At 63.5% G+C, this 15388-nt stretch carries 18 protein-coding genes, 2 tRNA genes and 1 pseudogene; 14 read left to right on the top strand and 7 right to left on the bottom strand.

The features are described from left to right. Window positions 1-183: 183 nt before the first annotated feature. On the bottom strand, window positions 184-975 hold the full coding sequence (locus tag ACLBYA_RS29780) for an alpha/beta fold hydrolase (protein ID WP_447713079.1): 792 nt from the start codon (window positions 973-975) through the stop codon (window positions 184-186). 160 nt (window positions 976-1135) lie between these two features. Between ACLBYA_RS29780 and ACLBYA_RS29775 the strand changes: the two genes are divergently transcribed. Next, a complete protein-coding gene (locus ACLBYA_RS29775; RefSeq protein WP_447713078.1) occupies window positions 1136-2275 on the top strand; it encodes a glycosyltransferase in 1140 nt (379 codons plus the stop codon). 31 nt (window positions 2276-2306) lie between these two features. Here ACLBYA_RS29775 and ACLBYA_RS29770 read toward each other — a convergent pair whose 3' ends face one another. After that, window positions 2307-3173: a hypothetical protein gene (locus ACLBYA_RS29770; RefSeq protein WP_447713077.1), complete on the bottom strand. Its 867-nt coding sequence runs from the start codon at window positions 3171-3173 to the stop codon at window positions 2307-2309. Window positions 3174-3797: 624 nt separating this feature from the next. Between ACLBYA_RS29770 and ACLBYA_RS29765 the strand changes: the two genes are divergently transcribed. From ACLBYA_RS29765 to ACLBYA_RS29735, 7 genes and pseudogenes are all read left to right on the top strand, one after another. Further along, the gene (locus ACLBYA_RS29765) at window positions 3798-3899 is read left to right on the top strand and encodes a hypothetical protein (protein ID WP_447713076.1); all 102 of its coding nucleotides are present in this window, start codon (window positions 3798-3800) and stop codon (window positions 3897-3899) included. Next, the gene (locus ACLBYA_RS29760) at window positions 3880-4047 is read left to right on the top strand and encodes a hypothetical protein (RefSeq protein ID WP_447713075.1); all 168 of its coding nucleotides are present in this window, start codon (window positions 3880-3882) and stop codon (window positions 4045-4047) included. The genes ACLBYA_RS29765 and ACLBYA_RS29760 overlap by 20 nt, the downstream gene beginning before the upstream one ends. Before the next feature lie 25 nt (window positions 4048-4072). Continuing rightward, window positions 4073-4471, top strand: coding sequence for an IS3 family transposase (locus tag ACLBYA_RS29755; protein ID WP_447713074.1), 399 nt, complete (start codon window positions 4073-4075; stop codon window positions 4469-4471). Beyond that, window positions 4372-4749 carry a DDE-type integrase/transposase/recombinase gene (locus ACLBYA_RS29750; protein WP_447713073.1) on the top strand — a complete coding sequence of 126 codons (378 nt, stop codon included), beginning with the start codon at window positions 4372-4374 and terminating at the stop codon, window positions 4747-4749. The genes ACLBYA_RS29755 and ACLBYA_RS29750 overlap by 100 nt, the downstream gene beginning before the upstream one ends. A 6-nt stretch (window positions 4750-4755) precedes the next feature. Further along, window positions 4756-4926, top strand: a complete 171-nt coding sequence (locus ACLBYA_RS29745) for an IS3 family transposase (protein ID WP_447713116.1) — start codon at window positions 4756-4758, stop codon at window positions 4924-4926. 98 nt (window positions 4927-5024) lie between these two features. Then, window positions 5025-5141: pseudogene (locus ACLBYA_RS29740) on the top strand (hypothetical protein); the annotation flags it as partial. A gap of 9 nt (window positions 5142-5150) precedes the next feature. Continuing rightward, complete coding sequence (locus ACLBYA_RS29735; RefSeq protein WP_447713072.1) at window positions 5151-6122, top strand: tyrosine-type recombinase/integrase; 972 nt, start codon at window positions 5151-5153, stop codon at window positions 6120-6122. On the opposite strand, the gene ACLBYA_RS29730 is transcribed toward ACLBYA_RS29735, so the two are convergent. Together ACLBYA_RS29730 and ACLBYA_RS29725 are read right to left on the bottom strand one after the other, a co-directional pair. Beyond that, window positions 6119-7015: a hypothetical protein gene (locus ACLBYA_RS29730; RefSeq protein ID WP_447713071.1), complete on the bottom strand. Its 897-nt coding sequence runs from the start codon at window positions 7013-7015 to the stop codon at window positions 6119-6121. The two genes, ACLBYA_RS29735 and ACLBYA_RS29730, sit on opposite strands and share 4 nt — an antisense overlap. Window positions 7016-7361: 346 nt before the next feature. Beyond that, window positions 7362-7435, bottom strand: a tRNA-Gly gene (locus ACLBYA_RS29725). 125 nt (window positions 7436-7560) lie between these two features. Between ACLBYA_RS29725 and ACLBYA_RS29720 the strand changes: the two genes are divergently transcribed. The 4 genes from ACLBYA_RS29720 (at window position 7561) to ACLBYA_RS29705 (ending at window position 10501) form a co-directional block, all read left to right on the top strand. After that, a tRNA-Pro gene (locus tag ACLBYA_RS29720) sits at window positions 7561-7634 on the top strand. A 41-nt stretch (window positions 7635-7675) separates the two neighbouring features. Beyond that, the gene (tig, locus tag ACLBYA_RS29715; RefSeq protein ID WP_447713070.1) at window positions 7676-9169 is read left to right on the top strand and encodes a trigger factor; all 1494 of its coding nucleotides are present in this window, start codon (window positions 7676-7678) and stop codon (window positions 9167-9169) included. A 109-nt stretch (window positions 9170-9278) separates the two neighbouring features. Next, window positions 9279-9878 (top strand): ATP-dependent Clp protease proteolytic subunit, encoded by a 600-nt coding sequence (locus tag ACLBYA_RS29710; protein WP_447713115.1) that lies wholly within the window; start codon window positions 9279-9281, stop codon window positions 9876-9878. Then, the gene (locus tag ACLBYA_RS29705) at window positions 9875-10501 is read left to right on the top strand and encodes an ATP-dependent Clp protease proteolytic subunit (RefSeq protein ID WP_019511797.1); all 627 of its coding nucleotides are present in this window, start codon (window positions 9875-9877) and stop codon (window positions 10499-10501) included. Before ACLBYA_RS29710 ends, ACLBYA_RS29705 begins: the two co-directional genes overlap by 4 nt. Before the next feature lie 54 nt (window positions 10502-10555). Here the strand turns inward: ACLBYA_RS29705 and ACLBYA_RS29700 are convergent, their stop codons facing one another. Further along, window positions 10556-10927: a peroxiredoxin gene (locus tag ACLBYA_RS29700; protein ID WP_447713069.1), complete on the bottom strand. Its 372-nt coding sequence runs from the start codon at window positions 10925-10927 to the stop codon at window positions 10556-10558. 163 nt (window positions 10928-11090) lie between these two features. On the opposite strand from ACLBYA_RS29700, the gene ACLBYA_RS29695 reads away from it, so the two are divergent. Then, window positions 11091-11381, top strand: a complete 291-nt coding sequence (locus ACLBYA_RS29695; RefSeq protein WP_447713068.1) for a hypothetical protein — start codon at window positions 11091-11093, stop codon at window positions 11379-11381. Between the two features lie 4 nt (window positions 11382-11385). On the opposite strand, the gene ACLBYA_RS29690 is transcribed toward ACLBYA_RS29695, so the two are convergent. Further along, window positions 11386-12939, bottom strand: a complete 1554-nt coding sequence (locus ACLBYA_RS29690; RefSeq protein ID WP_447713067.1) for an HD domain-containing phosphohydrolase — start codon at window positions 12937-12939, stop codon at window positions 11386-11388. Between the two features lie 7 nt (window positions 12940-12946). Further along, on the bottom strand, window positions 12947-13693 hold the full coding sequence (locus tag ACLBYA_RS29685) for a hypothetical protein (RefSeq protein WP_447713066.1): 747 nt from the start codon (window positions 13691-13693) through the stop codon (window positions 12947-12949). Window positions 13694-14056: 363 nt separating this feature from the next. Here ACLBYA_RS29685 and clpX point away from each other — a divergent pair, with 363 nt between their 5' ends. Beyond that, window positions 14057-15337: an ATP-dependent Clp protease ATP-binding subunit ClpX gene (clpX, locus tag ACLBYA_RS29680; protein ID WP_083057920.1), complete on the top strand. Its 1281-nt coding sequence runs from the start codon at window positions 14057-14059 to the stop codon at window positions 15335-15337. The last annotated feature ends 51 nt before the right edge of the window (window positions 15338-15388 follow it).

Here is a 15388-nt window from a genome sequence, read left to right as displayed (position 1 = left end):
GAGCGTGGCAGCGGGACAGTCTTCGATCCACCGACCAACAGCTGCATGGCGGTACCGCTTCCACGCCGGGCCCGCTCCAGCCCCCGCCTGTGCGAAACGGCGGTCCCACGCCGGGTTTGTGCGTCGGGATCTGCGCGTCGATTCCTACGTCGCTTGTGCGCCGGAATCTGAACCGTTCGATTTTCAGACGGTGTTCGTCAACTCAGACAGCGCGGCGGCAACAAGCCGCCCGAAGACGTCGGCGTCTTCGTGATGGCCCAGATGCCCAGACCCCCGTGCACAAACAAGGCGACCGTTTGGAAACGCATTGCACAGGCGATCCAGCGCGGCCGGGGAAGACATTTGATCGCGATCGCCGGCGATGATCGCGGCAGGCAGACTGACTGCGCTTGCGTAGGCTCCGCACCCATGTTCAAACGCCAGGCGTAGCTGGGTTGCCATCGCGCTTGGATCGGCGGCGAATCCATGTTCGCGGAGCGACAACTTGCGTATGCGTGCAACTCCGCGAATACCCCGCCTGGCCAAGAGTGTGTTTGAAAGGTTGGCTATGGCTGACGACCGGATCAGACGATCAGATATGTAGCGTGGTGCCTCGCTCAGGATGTGGCTACTGATGCCTACAAAAGCTCTTGCCGCGTAGCCTGAAATCCTAGCTGCGGTATCGCCGGGATCGACCACCGGTGACACTAGGACGAGCCCCTTGATCGCATCCGGTTTCCGTGCCGCAAAGTAAGTGGCGATGGTTGCACCGAAAGAATGACCGAGGAGTATGAATTCCCCGATCTGAAGTTGACGCGCGGCCTCCTCGATCAACGTTATGAGGGCGTCCAGATCGTCTACGGCCACAGACCGAGCAGTCAGCCCAGCGCCAGGCAGGTTGACAGTTACTACCCGAAAGCCGGCAGCGACCATGTAACGGGTGAGCGTGCGAATGCCGACGTCTGTCCCCTTCCATCCGGGGATGGCCAGCACCACACGCCGGGAGCTGTTGGGGTGAGTGTCCGCAACGGTAACTTGGCTGCCGTCATTGAGGCTGACGGTCCGTCGCAGATTGAGGTGTGTAGGGACGCTGGGGCTAAGCTCTGTGCGATGACTATGCACCACCGTCAGATCCCTTGCCATTGAACGAGCCGACGTGAAAATTGCGCTCTGCGGCGAGACGTATCCGCCCGACATCAATGGCGCCGCTATATTTAGCCAGCGTCTGGCCGTCGGTCTTGCGGCCAAAGGCCACGAGATGCACGTCATCGCCCCCTCGCCTTCCGGTGAATCGTATCGAGAGGTGCGGCACGGTGTCATTATTCATCGCATCCCCTCGTACCGGTATCCCTGGCACCCCACTTTTCGCATTGCCGATATAAGCCGTGCCCGAGCTGCTGTTTCTGAAGTACTTGACGAAGCTGTGCCTGACATCATTCACATTCAGGCACACTTCTTGGTCGGTCGCCTGTCCGCCATCGAAGCTGGACGGCGGAACATTCCGCTGGTGGCTACCAATCATTTTATGCCCGAGAATCTGAGGTGGCAATTACCTGTCAGAGTTCCGAATTGGATGTACGGAACGATCAAATCAATTGCATGGCGGGATCTGGCGAATGTACTTCGAAAGGCTGACGCGGTAACGGTTCCAACGTCGCATGCAGTCGAGGTGCTTCGAGAAAAGACTGGTGAAACTCGTGGTCTTGCGATTTCGTGCGGCGTTGACTTACAGCGGTTCCGACCGAAGGGTGCCGATGGACATTCAGCGGCCTCCACGTTGCTCTTCGTCGGCAGGTTAGATAAAGAGAAGCACGTGGACGAATTGATACGCGTGCTGCCTTACTTGTCGGCAATGCAGCTGAGAATAGTCGGCAGCGGGTCCGAGGGGTCGCGACTCAAAAAGCTTGCTCGTTCGATCGATGTTGACTCGCGTGTCCATTTCATTGGGACGGTAGAAGATGCTGATCTGGGCGCCGAATACACGCGAGCCGACGTATTCTGCATGCCCGGCCGAGTTGAACTGCAGAGTATCGCAACTCTGGAGGCTATGTCTTCTGGACTGCCGGTGGTGGCCGTTGATTCGCATGCCCTACCGCTCCTTGTCCAGCAAGGCGTTAATGGCGCTTTATACCAACCCGGTGATATCGGCGGCCTCGCACGCGCGATAAAGATTGTAATCGCCTCTGATTCGGCACGGCTGGAGATGGGAAAGCGCAGTCGATCTATTGCACGCCGACACGATTTGACGAACACAATTTGTGCGTTCGAAGCGCTTTACGCGAACGTATTAACCTAGTGCGTTGCGGCGTCGACCGATATGCGCACACTTAGTTTTCCGCACCTAGCTTTCGTACAGTTTTCATTGCGAGGCTTGCGATAGAAATTCCCACGGTCAGGTAGATAAGCGATGCAGCATAGAAGGCGGGGCCGCATGAATCTGAAACGTTCGAGCATTGGGTGGAGACGTTCGACAGACACACAATGGTGAGGGCAAGTGCGGACAGGTACGGAACGAGAAAAGCGATTACTCCCGACGCGGTCATTGATAGGTTGTCTTTGCCCCAAGTAGTCCAGTTTGTCTCTGCGGCCGAACCGAAGGTATCGCGACTTGCCATGCCTACATCGGTCGAATGTATCTTTCGAAGCACACCCTTTTCGAGTTTTTCAATTGAGTTCGACCGGACTACTCCAATGCCGAAGAGGATCAGGTGGTAGCCGGCCAGTGCGCACGCAGGTGCAGGCAGCAAATAATAGAGGTACGGCGCGTCAAGCTTGTCGTGGAGCAACCCGATGACGCCAAAGGCGGCAGTCAGGTATGTGGTTGCCGCAATCCAGATCACCAAAATGCTGGTTTGCACAACTCCGCCGGCCTCGCGTTCAGCGACGTATAGGGCCAATAGAGCGTCGGCGCTTTCACCCAGGTTGACACCACCAGTCCCCAAAGGCACCAGAGTTTCTCCTTTCTGACGAAATGACCGTAGACGATGATCCGGTGGATGGTGTCGATCAGCGCTGGGTGTCGTGGCGATGCGGACTATCAGGGCTGAGAATTGCGGAGCATTGGCGGTGACGACGGACGCGACGCCAGCGAGTGCGAGGTGGACGTAGGCGACCCTCGACAACGCGATGAACGGCACTACCAGCATTTCAGCTGTTATTTCGATCTGGATCTGGCCGAGCGTCGGGAGTCGCACCCGCGTAGCTAGTTTGGAAGGGTATTTCGCCGCCTGAACGGGTGAGCGAATACGTCGGGGTCCTCACGTTATAGCGCCAGTGAGGTCGGAGAAGACGTGAGCATCGCGGCGGCGGGTTCGACGCTGTGGGCAGCAGTGGGGTTTCGGGCCGGGGCGGAAAGTCGCCCCGGCCCGAGGAGGTTCTACCTCCGCCACCAGCGATAACACTCTGCTAACCCACGCAGAACGTCGGCACGGTGCCGGGGCGGAACCCCGTTGAGTGCTGCCAGCATTGCGACAGTCCTGCTGGCGGACACGATTAAGAGTCCGAGCAGCGCTAATGCGAGACATTCCATTCCCAGACCCACCCATTCTCCTGCGCTACTTGTGACCTAATCGCAGGCACCACGGTCACGGCAGGAATCTATGTAGCGGCGAGCAACGGCACTCGCCAAAATGCTCGCACAGAAGTTGACTGTTTGCGGCAACTTCTCGTCTCAGCCCTCAGACTTGAACCGTGAGGCTCCCCCCGGTGTGTGGTGGACATCGAGATAGCGGGATTCTTGGTTCCGCTGGAAGGATGTCACTATGTCCTGAACCCGTCGGTCTTTCACGACTGAGTAGAAGGTCGAGGCTGCTCACCGGGTGATCGACTCCGGGCGCACGATCGCCGAGGTCGCCCCCGAACTTGGCCTCAACGAAGGCCTGTTGGGACGGTGGGTCACCGATGAAACGTCGCCGTGTTGAGGCGGCCACGGCCCGCAACGACGAGCCGCTGACTGCGGCTGAGCGCACCGAGTTGACGCGGTTACGCCGCCAAGTGGCCGAGCAGGAGAAGGACATCGCGTTCCTGAAAAAAGACTCGGCGTACTTTGCGGCCAACGGACCGAAGTAGAGCGGTTCGAGCTGATGGCTGCAGAGTGCGCCACCACCACAATCACCCGGATGGCTCGCCTGATGGAGGTGTCGACGTCGGGCTTCTACAAGCACAGAATCGTGCGGCTACAGATGAATTGACAAAGAGTAACCAACGGAAGGCCGATTTGACGCTCAAGATCGTCACCCACCACCGCGATTCCGGTGGGACCTATGGCTCGCCGCGGATCACCGCTGACCTGCGTGCGGCCGGCGAGCAGGTCTCGGAGAAAACGGTGGCCAAGATCATGGCCGAGATCGGTGTAGCCGGTATCAGCCCTCGCACCTTCAAGTCGCTACCACCGTGGTCGATCCTACGGCGTCGTTCCCACCGGATCTGGTCGAGCGTCAGTTTGATCAGGGCCGCCCCGATGCGGTGTGGAGCTCCGACATTACATATCTGACCTGCGGCGAAGGGGACGTGTACCTGTGTGCGATCCGCGACGAGCATCCCAAACGAGTGCTGGGCTGGGATCACATGCGTACCGAGCTGGTCACCGACGCACTGGCTCAAGCGGTTGCCGTCCGAGGCGGCCAGGTGGGTGGCACCATCATGCACTCGGACAGGGGAACTCAATGCACCGCGGCGGCGATGGCCCAGGCCTGCGCTGATGCCGGCCTGCGAAGGTCGATGGGTGCCACCGGGATTTGCTGGGACAACAGTGGCGCCGAATCGCTATGATCGACGATCAAGCACGAATACTACTACCGCCACACCTTCGCCACGATGCCCGAACTCATTGCAGCCGTTGACAAGTGGATGCATTTCGACAGCACTCAGAGGCGACACTCCGCGATCGGAATGCTCAGCCCCATCGCTTACGAACAATCACTGACTGCGGCTACTCAAGCCGCATAACCCGTGTCCACTTTCCGGGGGAACCTCACGCCACTGTGCTAATGCCTGGCTGGAGTCTCGCCAAGACTTGAAGGAGGACCACCCTCGCTGGATATCGGGATGCACTGGCGCCCAGCACCACGACGAGGCATCGGCGTCTTGCGGAGTTCCGCATCGACGCGGTGTTCGGCGGCTATCCAATCAGTGGAATTCGCCGCGAGAACATCCAAGACTGGGTGAACCGGATGGCTGCTGCGGGCAAGAAGCCGAGCACGGTCCGCAACGCCTACTTCCTTGTGCGGATGATCCTGGGCCAGGCAGTTGCGGACGGTGCGTTGCCGTCGAATCCTGCTGATTATGTGAAGTTGCCGTCGAACCACACCACCGGTCATGCCGGTGCGATCGACGACCCGTCTCAGTTCCTCACCCCGGCGCAGGTGTCGGCGCTGACCGCATCGATGCCGTGGCCGTACAACGTCTATGTCGATCTCGCAGTGTTCTCGGGTCTGCGGCCGGGCGAGATGGCGGGATTACAGGTCGGTGATCTCGAAGTTCTGAGCACCACCCGCGCTGGTTCTGTGCGCGTGGACCGAACCCTCGGCCGCGTCGGCGCAGAGCTGCGTTATCTGACACCGAAGACCAAGGGCAGTCGCCGACGGGTGCCGTTTCCAATTCCGACCGCTGGACTCCTGTGGGAGTACCTGGCCGCCCACCCCCGCCGTGACGATCCGACCGCACCCTTGTTCCCGGCGATGTCGCTGTCGAAGGTGAAGCCGACCGGCGTGCGGGTCAGCGCAGACGGCGAGCCTGACGACCGTGATCCGGCCGCACGCCAGATGTCCGCTTTGGCTGCTCTCACCGTGACAGAGGCCGAGGCGCGACTGGTGCTGGATTGGGATTCGCCGATGCGGCACGCCACCTTCTCGAAGTCGGTGTTCGGTCCGGCCGTCCTGCGAGCGATCACCAACTTCCCGAGGGTGGCTCTCTCACCCGACGTCACACCGCATTCCTGTAGGCACACCTACGCCTCGCTCTCGGTGGCGGCAGGTATTCCGGTCGAGAAACTGAGCCGTCGAATGGGGCACTCGAAGATCGGCACCACGCTCAGCGTGTACGTGCACCTGTTCCCCGACGAGGACGCAGCTCAGGACATGGCCGCCCTGGGAGCGATGGCAGCACCCACGCGGAGCGACAACGTCATCAAGCTCCGGGGTTAGCTCATCCGCCGTGCTGCTTCGTCAGCGGTCATCGGCTGGAAACTCATGTCGATGTAGCCGCGATATTCCCGGCACAGATCCCGGTCGTGCTCGGCCTTGTACTCGACCGCCTTCTGATTGTTCAGGGGACGCACGAGCGGGTTGTCCTGCTTGATGCTTCGTTTGGATTTAGCGCGCCGTTTGCCTTTATCGTCGACTGTCACGCTTTCGTCCTGAAGCACTTGAGTGGCAAACCTGTTGTAAAACTGCACCGGCTCCATCAAGGTGCGCCAGAACACCCATTCACGAGGGACAAGAAGCAACTGCTTTCCCGCGCAGTGGGGCAGTGTGAAGCTCTGTGTTTTCCATTCGGAACCGTCGGTCCATACATCACTTACCGCCGTTGTTGCGCCAGCGCGCAAGGCAGGGTAGGTGTCCATCATCTCGGCAGTGAAATCTGCGAGCACATTGAAGATTATGCGCGTCGTCATGTCCGAAATGCGGTCGTTTCCCACGTACGCGAGGAACACCCGTGTGTCTTCGAGGCGCTCCAGTACGGCTGCCTGACAAGCAGGGTTGGCTCGCAACTCATCCCAGAACTGGTCCGAAAGCTCGTCCCCGAAGCCCTTGCCGTTAGCGCCGAACTGAGACATGCCCAAGCGCGTCTCGTTGGGTTCGTGCATATGGCGAAGAAGCAGCCGGCCACGAGCATGATCTTTGGGGTCGCTACTGCGGGCCGCCTCGACCACGCGAGTAAACATCGACTGGAGCTGAGCGTATGCAGCCCGCCCTCGCGGGGAATGGTCATTCCGGATGGCGCTCGGGTCGAGAAAAATGAGATTGTCACGGTCGACATGCACATTGAGAAACGGCACCTCCCCGCTGATGCCGTAATGCTCAGTTACTGTCGTCATATCGATGGACCGCCTTTCTGCCACCAATTATGCCAGCAGGTAATGACATGCCTGTAAGTCATTTACTTGCGAAGTGAAGAAAGATTGACGAGAATACGTGCCGTCACCGTCGCATCGGTTACTTAAGCCACTCTGGCCCCGCAGGCCACAGATCTTGTCTTGATTCTCGAGTGGTATCAATCACTGTTCAAGATCGGCGAATCCGCATCGGATCTTGCTGACAACTTCCGGCCCACCGCTGTATTGACGGGCACAGTGCCCGAGTCAATCCGGGGCTGACCGGGGGTCGGAATGCCCGACTCGAAGGCCTCCCCACCTGGTAGAACGCTGTCTACCAGGTGCTTCGTGGAGCGGGCGACGGGAATCGAACCCGCGTAGCTAGTTTGGAAGACTAGGGCTCTACCATTGAGCTACGCCCGCATGCGGTGCATCGGAGACTGTACCGGCGAAGGCGCAATCAAATCCAATTGATTGCTCCACGACACGTGCCCGTAGTATTCCGCGTGGTCGGCGTGCGTGCGTGCCGACCGGCAGCACGTAAAGCACGGGGTGTAGCGCAGCTTGGTAGCGCATCCGCTTTGGGAGCGGAAGGCCGCAGGTTCAAATCCTGTCACCCCGACCGCACGAACATCACGACCCATACATACAAGGAGTAACGCAGTGAAGAGCACCGTCGAGAAGTTGAGCCCGACCCGGGTTCGGATCAACGTGGAGGTGCCCTTCACCGAGCTCGAGCCCGACTTCGACAAGGCGTTCAAGGCGCTGGCCGGCCAGGTACGCCTCCCGGGCTTCCGTCCCGGCAAGGCCCCGCGCAAGCTGCTGGAGGCCCGCGTCGGCCGCGGCGCCGTGCTGGAGCAGGTCGTCAACGACGCGCTGCCCAGCCGCTACAGCGAGGCCGTCGCCTCCGCCGAGATCCAGCCGCTCGGCCAGCCCGAGATCGACGTCACCAAGTTGGAGGACGGCGAGGAGCTCGTCTTCACCGCCGAGGTCGACATCCGCCCCGAGATCGAGCTGCCCGATCTGACCGCGCTGAAAATCTCGGTCGACCCGATCGAGGTCGGCGATGACGAGGTCGACACCGAGCTGCAGAACCTGCGCGCCCGCTTCGGCACCCTGACCGGTGTCGAGCGTCCGGCCGCCGACGGCGACTTCGTCTCCATCGACCTGTCGGCCACCGTCGACGGCGAGGACGTTCCCGAGGCCGCCACCGAGGGGCTGTCCCACGAGATCGGTTCCGGCCAGCTCATCGACGGTCTCGACGAGGCCATCATCGGTCTGAAGGTCGACGAGTCCAAGGTCTTCACCACCACCCTGGCCGCCGGCCCGCACGCCGGCCAGGAGGCCGAGGTCACCGTCACGGTGAAGTCGGTCAAGGAGCGCGAGCTGCCCGAGGCGGATGACGAGTTCGCCCAGCTGGCAAGCGAATTCGACACCATCGACGAGCTGAAGGAAAGCCTGGTCGACCAGGTCAAGCGGGCCAAGCGCATCCAGCAGGCCGAGCAGATCCGCGACAAGGCGCTCGAAGCGCTGCTCGAGGACACCGAGGTGCCGCTGCCCGAGGCCATCGTGCAGGCCCAGGTCGACGACACCCTGCACAACGCGATCCACGGTCTGGACCACGACGAGGACAAGTTCAACGAGAGCCTCACCGAGCAGGGCAGCAGCCGCGAGGAGTTCGACACCAACACCCGCAGCGAGGCCGAGAAGGCCGTCAAGACCCAGCTGCTGATGGACGCCGTCGCCGACAAGCTCGACATCCAGGTCGGCCAGGCCGACCTGACCGAGCGTCTGGTGCTGATGTCGCGCCAGTACGGCATCGAGCCGCAGCAGCTGCTGCAGGTGCTGCAGCAGAACAACCAGCTGCCCGCCATGTTCGCCGATGTCCGTCGTGGCCTGACCATCGCCGCCGTCGTGCACGGTGCGACCGTCACCGACAGCGAGGGCAACGTCGTCGACACCGCGGAGTTCTTCGGTCCGGCCGGCGGCGCGGAGACTGCCGAGATCGAGGCTGAGGCCGCCGAGGCCGAGGTCGAAGCGCCCGCCGATGACGACGACGAAAAGGCCGAGAAGAAGGCCAAGAAGGCTGACAAGGCCGACAAGTCCGAGAAGAAGGCCAAGAAGAAGTCCGACAAGAAGGACGACGAGGGCGAGTGACGCTGTGAGCGAAAGCGCGCCTGTTGGGGCGTGCTCTTCGCTGCGCGTTCGTTAATGTCGGTGAACGAGTACGACAACTCGAGAAAGCAGGTATCCAGCCGTGACTGACATGCGTGGTGGCACGTCGGGGCTCAACCTCATCGATTCGGTATATGAGCGACTGCTCGCCGAGCGCATCATCTTCCTGGGCACCCAGGTCGATGACGACATCGCCAACCGGTTGTGCGCGCAGATTCTGCTGCTGGCCGCGGAGGACCCCACCAAGGACATCCACCTCTACATCAACTCGCCCGGTGGTTCGGTGACCGCGGGCATGGCCATCTACGACACGATGGTGCTGGCGCCGTGCGACGTCGCCACCTACGCGATGGGCCTGGCCGCGTCGATGGGTCAGTTCCTGCTGGCCGCCGGCACCAAGGGCAAGCGGTACGCGCTGCCGCACGCGCGGATCATGATGCACCAGCCGTCGGCCGGTATCGGCGGTAGCGCTGCGGACATCGCCATCCAGGCCGAGCAGTTCGCACTGACCAAGAAAGAGATGAACCGGCTCAACGCCCAGTTCACCGGTCAGTCGTTGGAGCGGGTCGAGGCGGACGCGGATCGCGACCGTTGGTTCACCGCCCCCGAGGCGTTGGACTACGGCTTCGTCGACCACATCATCACCAGCGTCAGCGTCAACGGTGAGGGACCAGGAGCAGGTATCAAATGAACCCGATGCAATCGCGCTACATCCTGCCGTCCTTCATCGAGCACTCCAGCTTCGGTGTCAAGGAGTCCAACCCGTACAACAAGCTGTTCGAGGAGCGCATCATCTTCCTCGGCGTGCAGGTGGACGACGCGTCGGCCAACGACATCATGGCCCAGCTGCTGGTGCTCGAGTCGTTGGATCCCGACCGCGACATCACCATGTACATCAACTCGCCGGGTGGCTCGTTCACCTCGTTGATGGCGATCTACGACACCATGCAGTACGTGCGGGCCGACATCCAGACGGTCTGCCTCGGGCAGGCCGCCTCGGCCGCCGCGGTGCTGCTGGCCGCCGGCACGCCCGGTAAGCGACTGGCGCTGCCGAACGCCCGCGTGCTGATCCATCAGCCCGCGGTCGGTGGAGCCATCCAGGGCCAGGTCTCCGATCTGGAGATCCAGGCGGCCGAGATCGAGCGCATGCGCAGCCTGATGGACTCGACCCTGGCCCGTCACACCGGTAAGGATCCGGCCGTCATCCGCAAGGACACCGACCGCGACAAGATCCTCACCGCGGCCGAGGCCAAGGACTACGGCATCATCGACACGGTTCTGGAGTACCGGAAGCTGTCGGCGCAGAACGCCTGACCCGCAAGACATTCACGGCCCCGGCTCGCATCGCGAGTCGGGGCCGTGTGTCTTTCAGTAACTGAAGGTGGTCGCCCCGTCGCCGATCCACTCCCACAGCTGCACGGTGCCGCCCGGGTCGGCCCCGGGGATGAAATCGGTCGCATCCAGCTGCTTGGACTCGATGCAGATGGGACAGACGAGATATCGCCCGCCGGCCTTTGTGTAGCGGTCCATCAACGCCGCCAGCGGCGGGCAGCCCGCGCAGGCGGTCGCGACGGCCACACCCGGGACGACGAGGCGCACCGCCTCCTTGGTCAGGAACATCATGGTCGGCCGGCCCGATTCGGCTGCCCCGACGGCGACCAGGAAGGCCACCGTCACCTTCTCCGCATCCTCGAGCCCGGTGGTCAGGCTGATCGCGGCCTTGTTCGTTGTATTGGTCATGAACCGATCGTCGCTGAATCGGACGCCCGCGCAAATGGGGCATTCGCCCCACTTTTCGGGCCACCAAATGGGTCGCGATTGACGTTTGCGTCAAAAAGGCCTCACCAGGCGGTTCCGGGTGGGACCCTGTGTGCGGGTCGGGTCATCTGAGGGGAGTGGCCGCATGGCGAGGACGTTGGTGTGGATTGCCGCCGGGGTTGGGTGCTGCGCGCAGCTGTTGGTACCGGCGATCGCGCACGCCGAGGAACCGGTGTGCCCGGCCGGCACGTACTGGAACCCGGCGGTGGTGCAGTGCCTGCCCTACGGCGTGAATCCGGTGATCGGTCCCGCCGGACCCATCGGCGTGGGCGGGGTGGTCGGCCCGGTGGGTGTCGGCCCCGTCGGCCCGGGCCCGATCGGTCCCGGCCCGGTGGGACCCGGTCCGATCGGCCCCGGCGGATTGGGACCCCGCTAGCAGATCAGGGGTTGGCCAGCCCGTGCCGCAGGGCGTACAGGCTGGCGCCGATCCGGTTGGACACCCCGATCTTGGCGTAGGTGCGCTCGACGTGGTTGCGCGCCGTCTTCTCGCTGATGACCAGCGCGGCGGCGATCTCCCTGTTCGACGATCCCCGCGCCACCAGTCGCAGCACCTCGACCTCGCGCGGGGTCAGACCATCGGGGCGGGCCGCCGGGCGCTGTCCGGTATGTCCGGCGGCATGCAGCACCGCGTCGACGGCTGCGGCGTCGAGCTTCCCGGCGCGCACCCGCTCGTGCAGCCGGCGCTCGGCCGACGCCGGTGTCAACGGCTCGCGATAGGGCCGCGGCTCGCACCCGCACTGGTAGGCGACCGCAGCGGCCAGTATCCGGTCGGGCAGCCCCAGTGCGGGTTCCGGCAGCCCCCGCGGATACCCGGAACCGTCCAGACACTCGTGGTGGTTGCCGGCCAGCTCGGCCACCCGGGACAGTCCCGGCACCTGGCTCAGGATGCGCACCGTCAGGTACGGGTGCAGCCGCACCCGCTCGAACTCGCCGGCCGTCAACGGGCCGGTCTTGGACCACACCTGATTCGACACCCCGATCCGGCCCAGGTCGTGCACATGTGCCGCTCGCCGGGTCAGCGCCACGGCGTCGCAGTCCAGTCCGGCGACGACCGCGGCATCGCCGGCCAGTGCGGCGACCGCTCGTGAATGCCCAAGCGTGAACGGGCATTTCAGGTCGACGAAATCGCCGAGTGCGATCAACAAGCTGTCGAGTCCCTGATCATCCAGACGCTCGTGCCGGTCCGGTGCCTCCCGCAACGCCGCGGTCCAGGCATCCCCGGCCACCGGCCCGGCCAGGATCGACTCGGCGTGCGCGACGAACGTGTCGACGATGACGGGGTCGAACTGGCCACCGCGGCGGCCGCGGGCAAGCGCCACCGCGCCGGGCACACCGCCGGTGCGGTGATGCACCTCGACCATGTCGGCCAGTTGCGCCACCCGCATCTGGATCGGGATGGTCTCACCGCGCGCCCCGGACGGCATCCCGCCACCGTCGTAGCGTTCGAAGGCGAACGCCAACGCGGCCTGCACCTCGGGGCCCAGGCCCAGTCGGTCGGCGAGCAGCGCCGCCGAGGTGCAGTGCGAGTGGATCATCCGGGACAGCTGCCCGCGCGCGTCGACGAACAGTGCCGCCATCACCTGTAACCGGTGCAGCAGCGGCTCACCCCGGGCGATGTTGCCGACCAGGAACCGCATCAGCGGCAGACCGGCGTTGTCGGCCACCAGATAGGTGTCGTGGCGTACTGCGATGTCATCGCCGAACCAGCGGGCGTACTCATGGGAATCGGCGTGACAACCGATCCACATGATCAGCGTCGTGTAGTAGATGCAGTCGCGGTCGTGCCGCCCCAAACCCAAACGGTCGGCGATGCGGGTGGCGATCAACGCCGAGCGCAGCATGTGCTCACCGGGCTGGCCCAGACCCAGGTCGACGGCCACCGACAGCGCCGCGAGCAGCTCGGCGCGGCTCGGGGTGTCGGCCGGCGCAGCCATCGGCAGATTATGCCCTGCGGCCGGCGATCGGATCAGCACTGTCGTGACGGGTGGGGTCGAAGTTCTCGAAGTGGCCCGAGCCCACCACGAAGATTCCGCGTTGCGGCGGCCGGAACCCGGCCAGCCGCAGCTGCTCACCCATCGGTCCGGGTTCGCCCAGATCGACACCGCGCAGCGTCGCGTGACCCGCTGCCTGCCAGACCTGTGCCGGGGCGATCATGAACTGCTGGCCGTTGGGGGCCAGGCCCTGCAACCGGACCGTGCCCGCCCGCAGCAGGGGCCCGGCCGCGACCCCCAGTGCGGTCAGCGCCGCCCGGTTGGTCCAGGCCGCCGCCGGCAGTGCGCGGCCGATCGCGCTCATCAACCGGGTCGATCCGGTGGCGCGGATATCGACCGTCCACTGCAGCAGTCCGTCGATCTCGATGTACAACGTCCACGGGTCCACCCAGGCGACGTCGATATCGCACTGGATGGCCTGGTGGCCGGCGGCAGTGCTGAAATACCGGCTGCAGCTCTGCTGGGCGGGGGTGGTGGCGTAGAACTTCCACGTCCCGTCCGGGGCGCGGTGCCACACCGATCGGTAACCCGGCGCGAAGGTCGTGGCCGGAAAACAGCGCAGCGCCAGGTAGTGGCCCGACGTGAAGGGAAATCCCATCACACCGAAGCCGACGAAGCGTTCGTCATCACCGGGTGGGAGCGCGGGATCGTGCAGGACGGCCGTTGCGGCGGCGAGTGGGGTTCGTATGTTTCTCATGGTTCTCACGGTGCGCCGCGCGCCGGCAACCGCGCATGAGGCGTCTGCCCCATTCCCGGCGCGGGATAAACCCGATGTTTGCCGGTCGCTGCGGACGGTATCGTGGACGTCGGCGAACTGCACGGCGCGACCGGGGCATATGCACCGCGATCCTGTCACGACGGCGACACGCCAGGGATACGGTCCGCGTGCCGCCGGGTGGCAAGCCATCAGGAGAGATATGTTCTCCTGCACGCGAACAAATACCACCGACGCGATTCGGCCCTTCGGTCGCACCGCAACGGAACAAACGGGTAGCGTCGGGATTACACCCGGGGCAACCCACACTGAGTGACTGCGAAACAGGAAGTAGGACCCTCCCAGATGGCGCGCATTGGAGACGGTGGAGACCTGCTGAAGTGCTCGTTCTGTGGAAAGAGCCAGAAGCAGGTCAAGAAGCTCATTGCAGGACCGGGCGTGTACATCTGCGATGAGTGCATCGACCTGTGCAACGAGATCATCGAAGAGGAGTTGGCCGACGCCGACGACGTCAAGCTCGATGAGTTGCCCAAGCCGGCCGAGATCCGGGAGTTCCTGGAGGGCTACGTCATCGGCCAGGACACGGCGAAGAAGACGCTGGCCGTCGCCGTCTACAACCACTACAAGCGCATCCAGGCGCAGGAGAAGTCCCGCGACTCGCGTGCCGAGCCGGTCGAGTTGGCCAAGTCCAACATCCTGATGCTCGGCCCCACCGGCTGCGGTAAGACCTACCTGGCGCAGACGTTGGCCAAGATGCTCAACGTCCCGTTCGCCATCGCCGACGCCACCGCGCTCACCGAAGCCGGGTATGTCGGCGAGGATGTCGAGAACATTCTGCTCAAGCTGATCCAGGCCGCCGACTATGACGTCAAGCGCGCCGAGACCGGCATCATCTACATCGACGAGGTCGACAAGATCGCCCGCAAGAGCGAGAACCCGTCGATCACCCGGGACGTCTCCGGTGAGGGCGTGCAGCAGGCCCTGCTGAAGATCCTGGAAGGCACCCAAGCGTCGGTGCCCCCGCAGGGCGGGCGCAAGCATCCGCATCAGGAATTCATCCAGATCGACACCACCAACGTGCTGTTCATCGTCGCTGGTGCCTTCGCCGGTCTGGAGAAGATCGTCTCCGACCGCGTCGGCAAGCGGGGTCTGGGCTTCGGCGCCGAGGTGCACTCCAAGGCCGAGATCGACACCCAGGACCATTTCGCCGAGGTCATGCCGGAGGACCTGATCAAGTTCGGTCTGATCCCGGAGTTCATCGGCCGCCTGCCGGTGGTCGCCTCGGTGACCAACCTGGACAAGGAATCGCTGGTCCAGATCCTTTCGACGCCCAAGAACGCGCTGGTCAAGCAGTACACCAGGCTGTTCGAGATGGACGGCGTCGAGCTGGAGATGACGCCGGAGGCCCTCGACGCGATTGCCGATCAGGCCATCCACCGTGGCACCGGGGCCCGCGGCCTGCGCGCCATCATGGAAGAGGTCCTGCAGCCGGCGATGTACGACATCCCCAGCCGCGACGATGTCGCCAAGGTGGTCGTCACCAAGGAGACCGTGCTCGACAACGTGCTGCCGACCATCGTGCCGCGCAAGCCCGCGCGCTCCGAGCGTCGCGACAAGAGCGCCTAGGCACTCAGCCGTACCGAACGCCCCCGCCATCCGGCGGGGGCGTTCGTATGT

It is taken from the genome of Mycobacterium sp. C31M (assembly GCF_053345865.1).
Note: the sequence above shows the minus strand (reverse complement) of the source record. Positions and strands in the feature narration are given on the sequence as shown.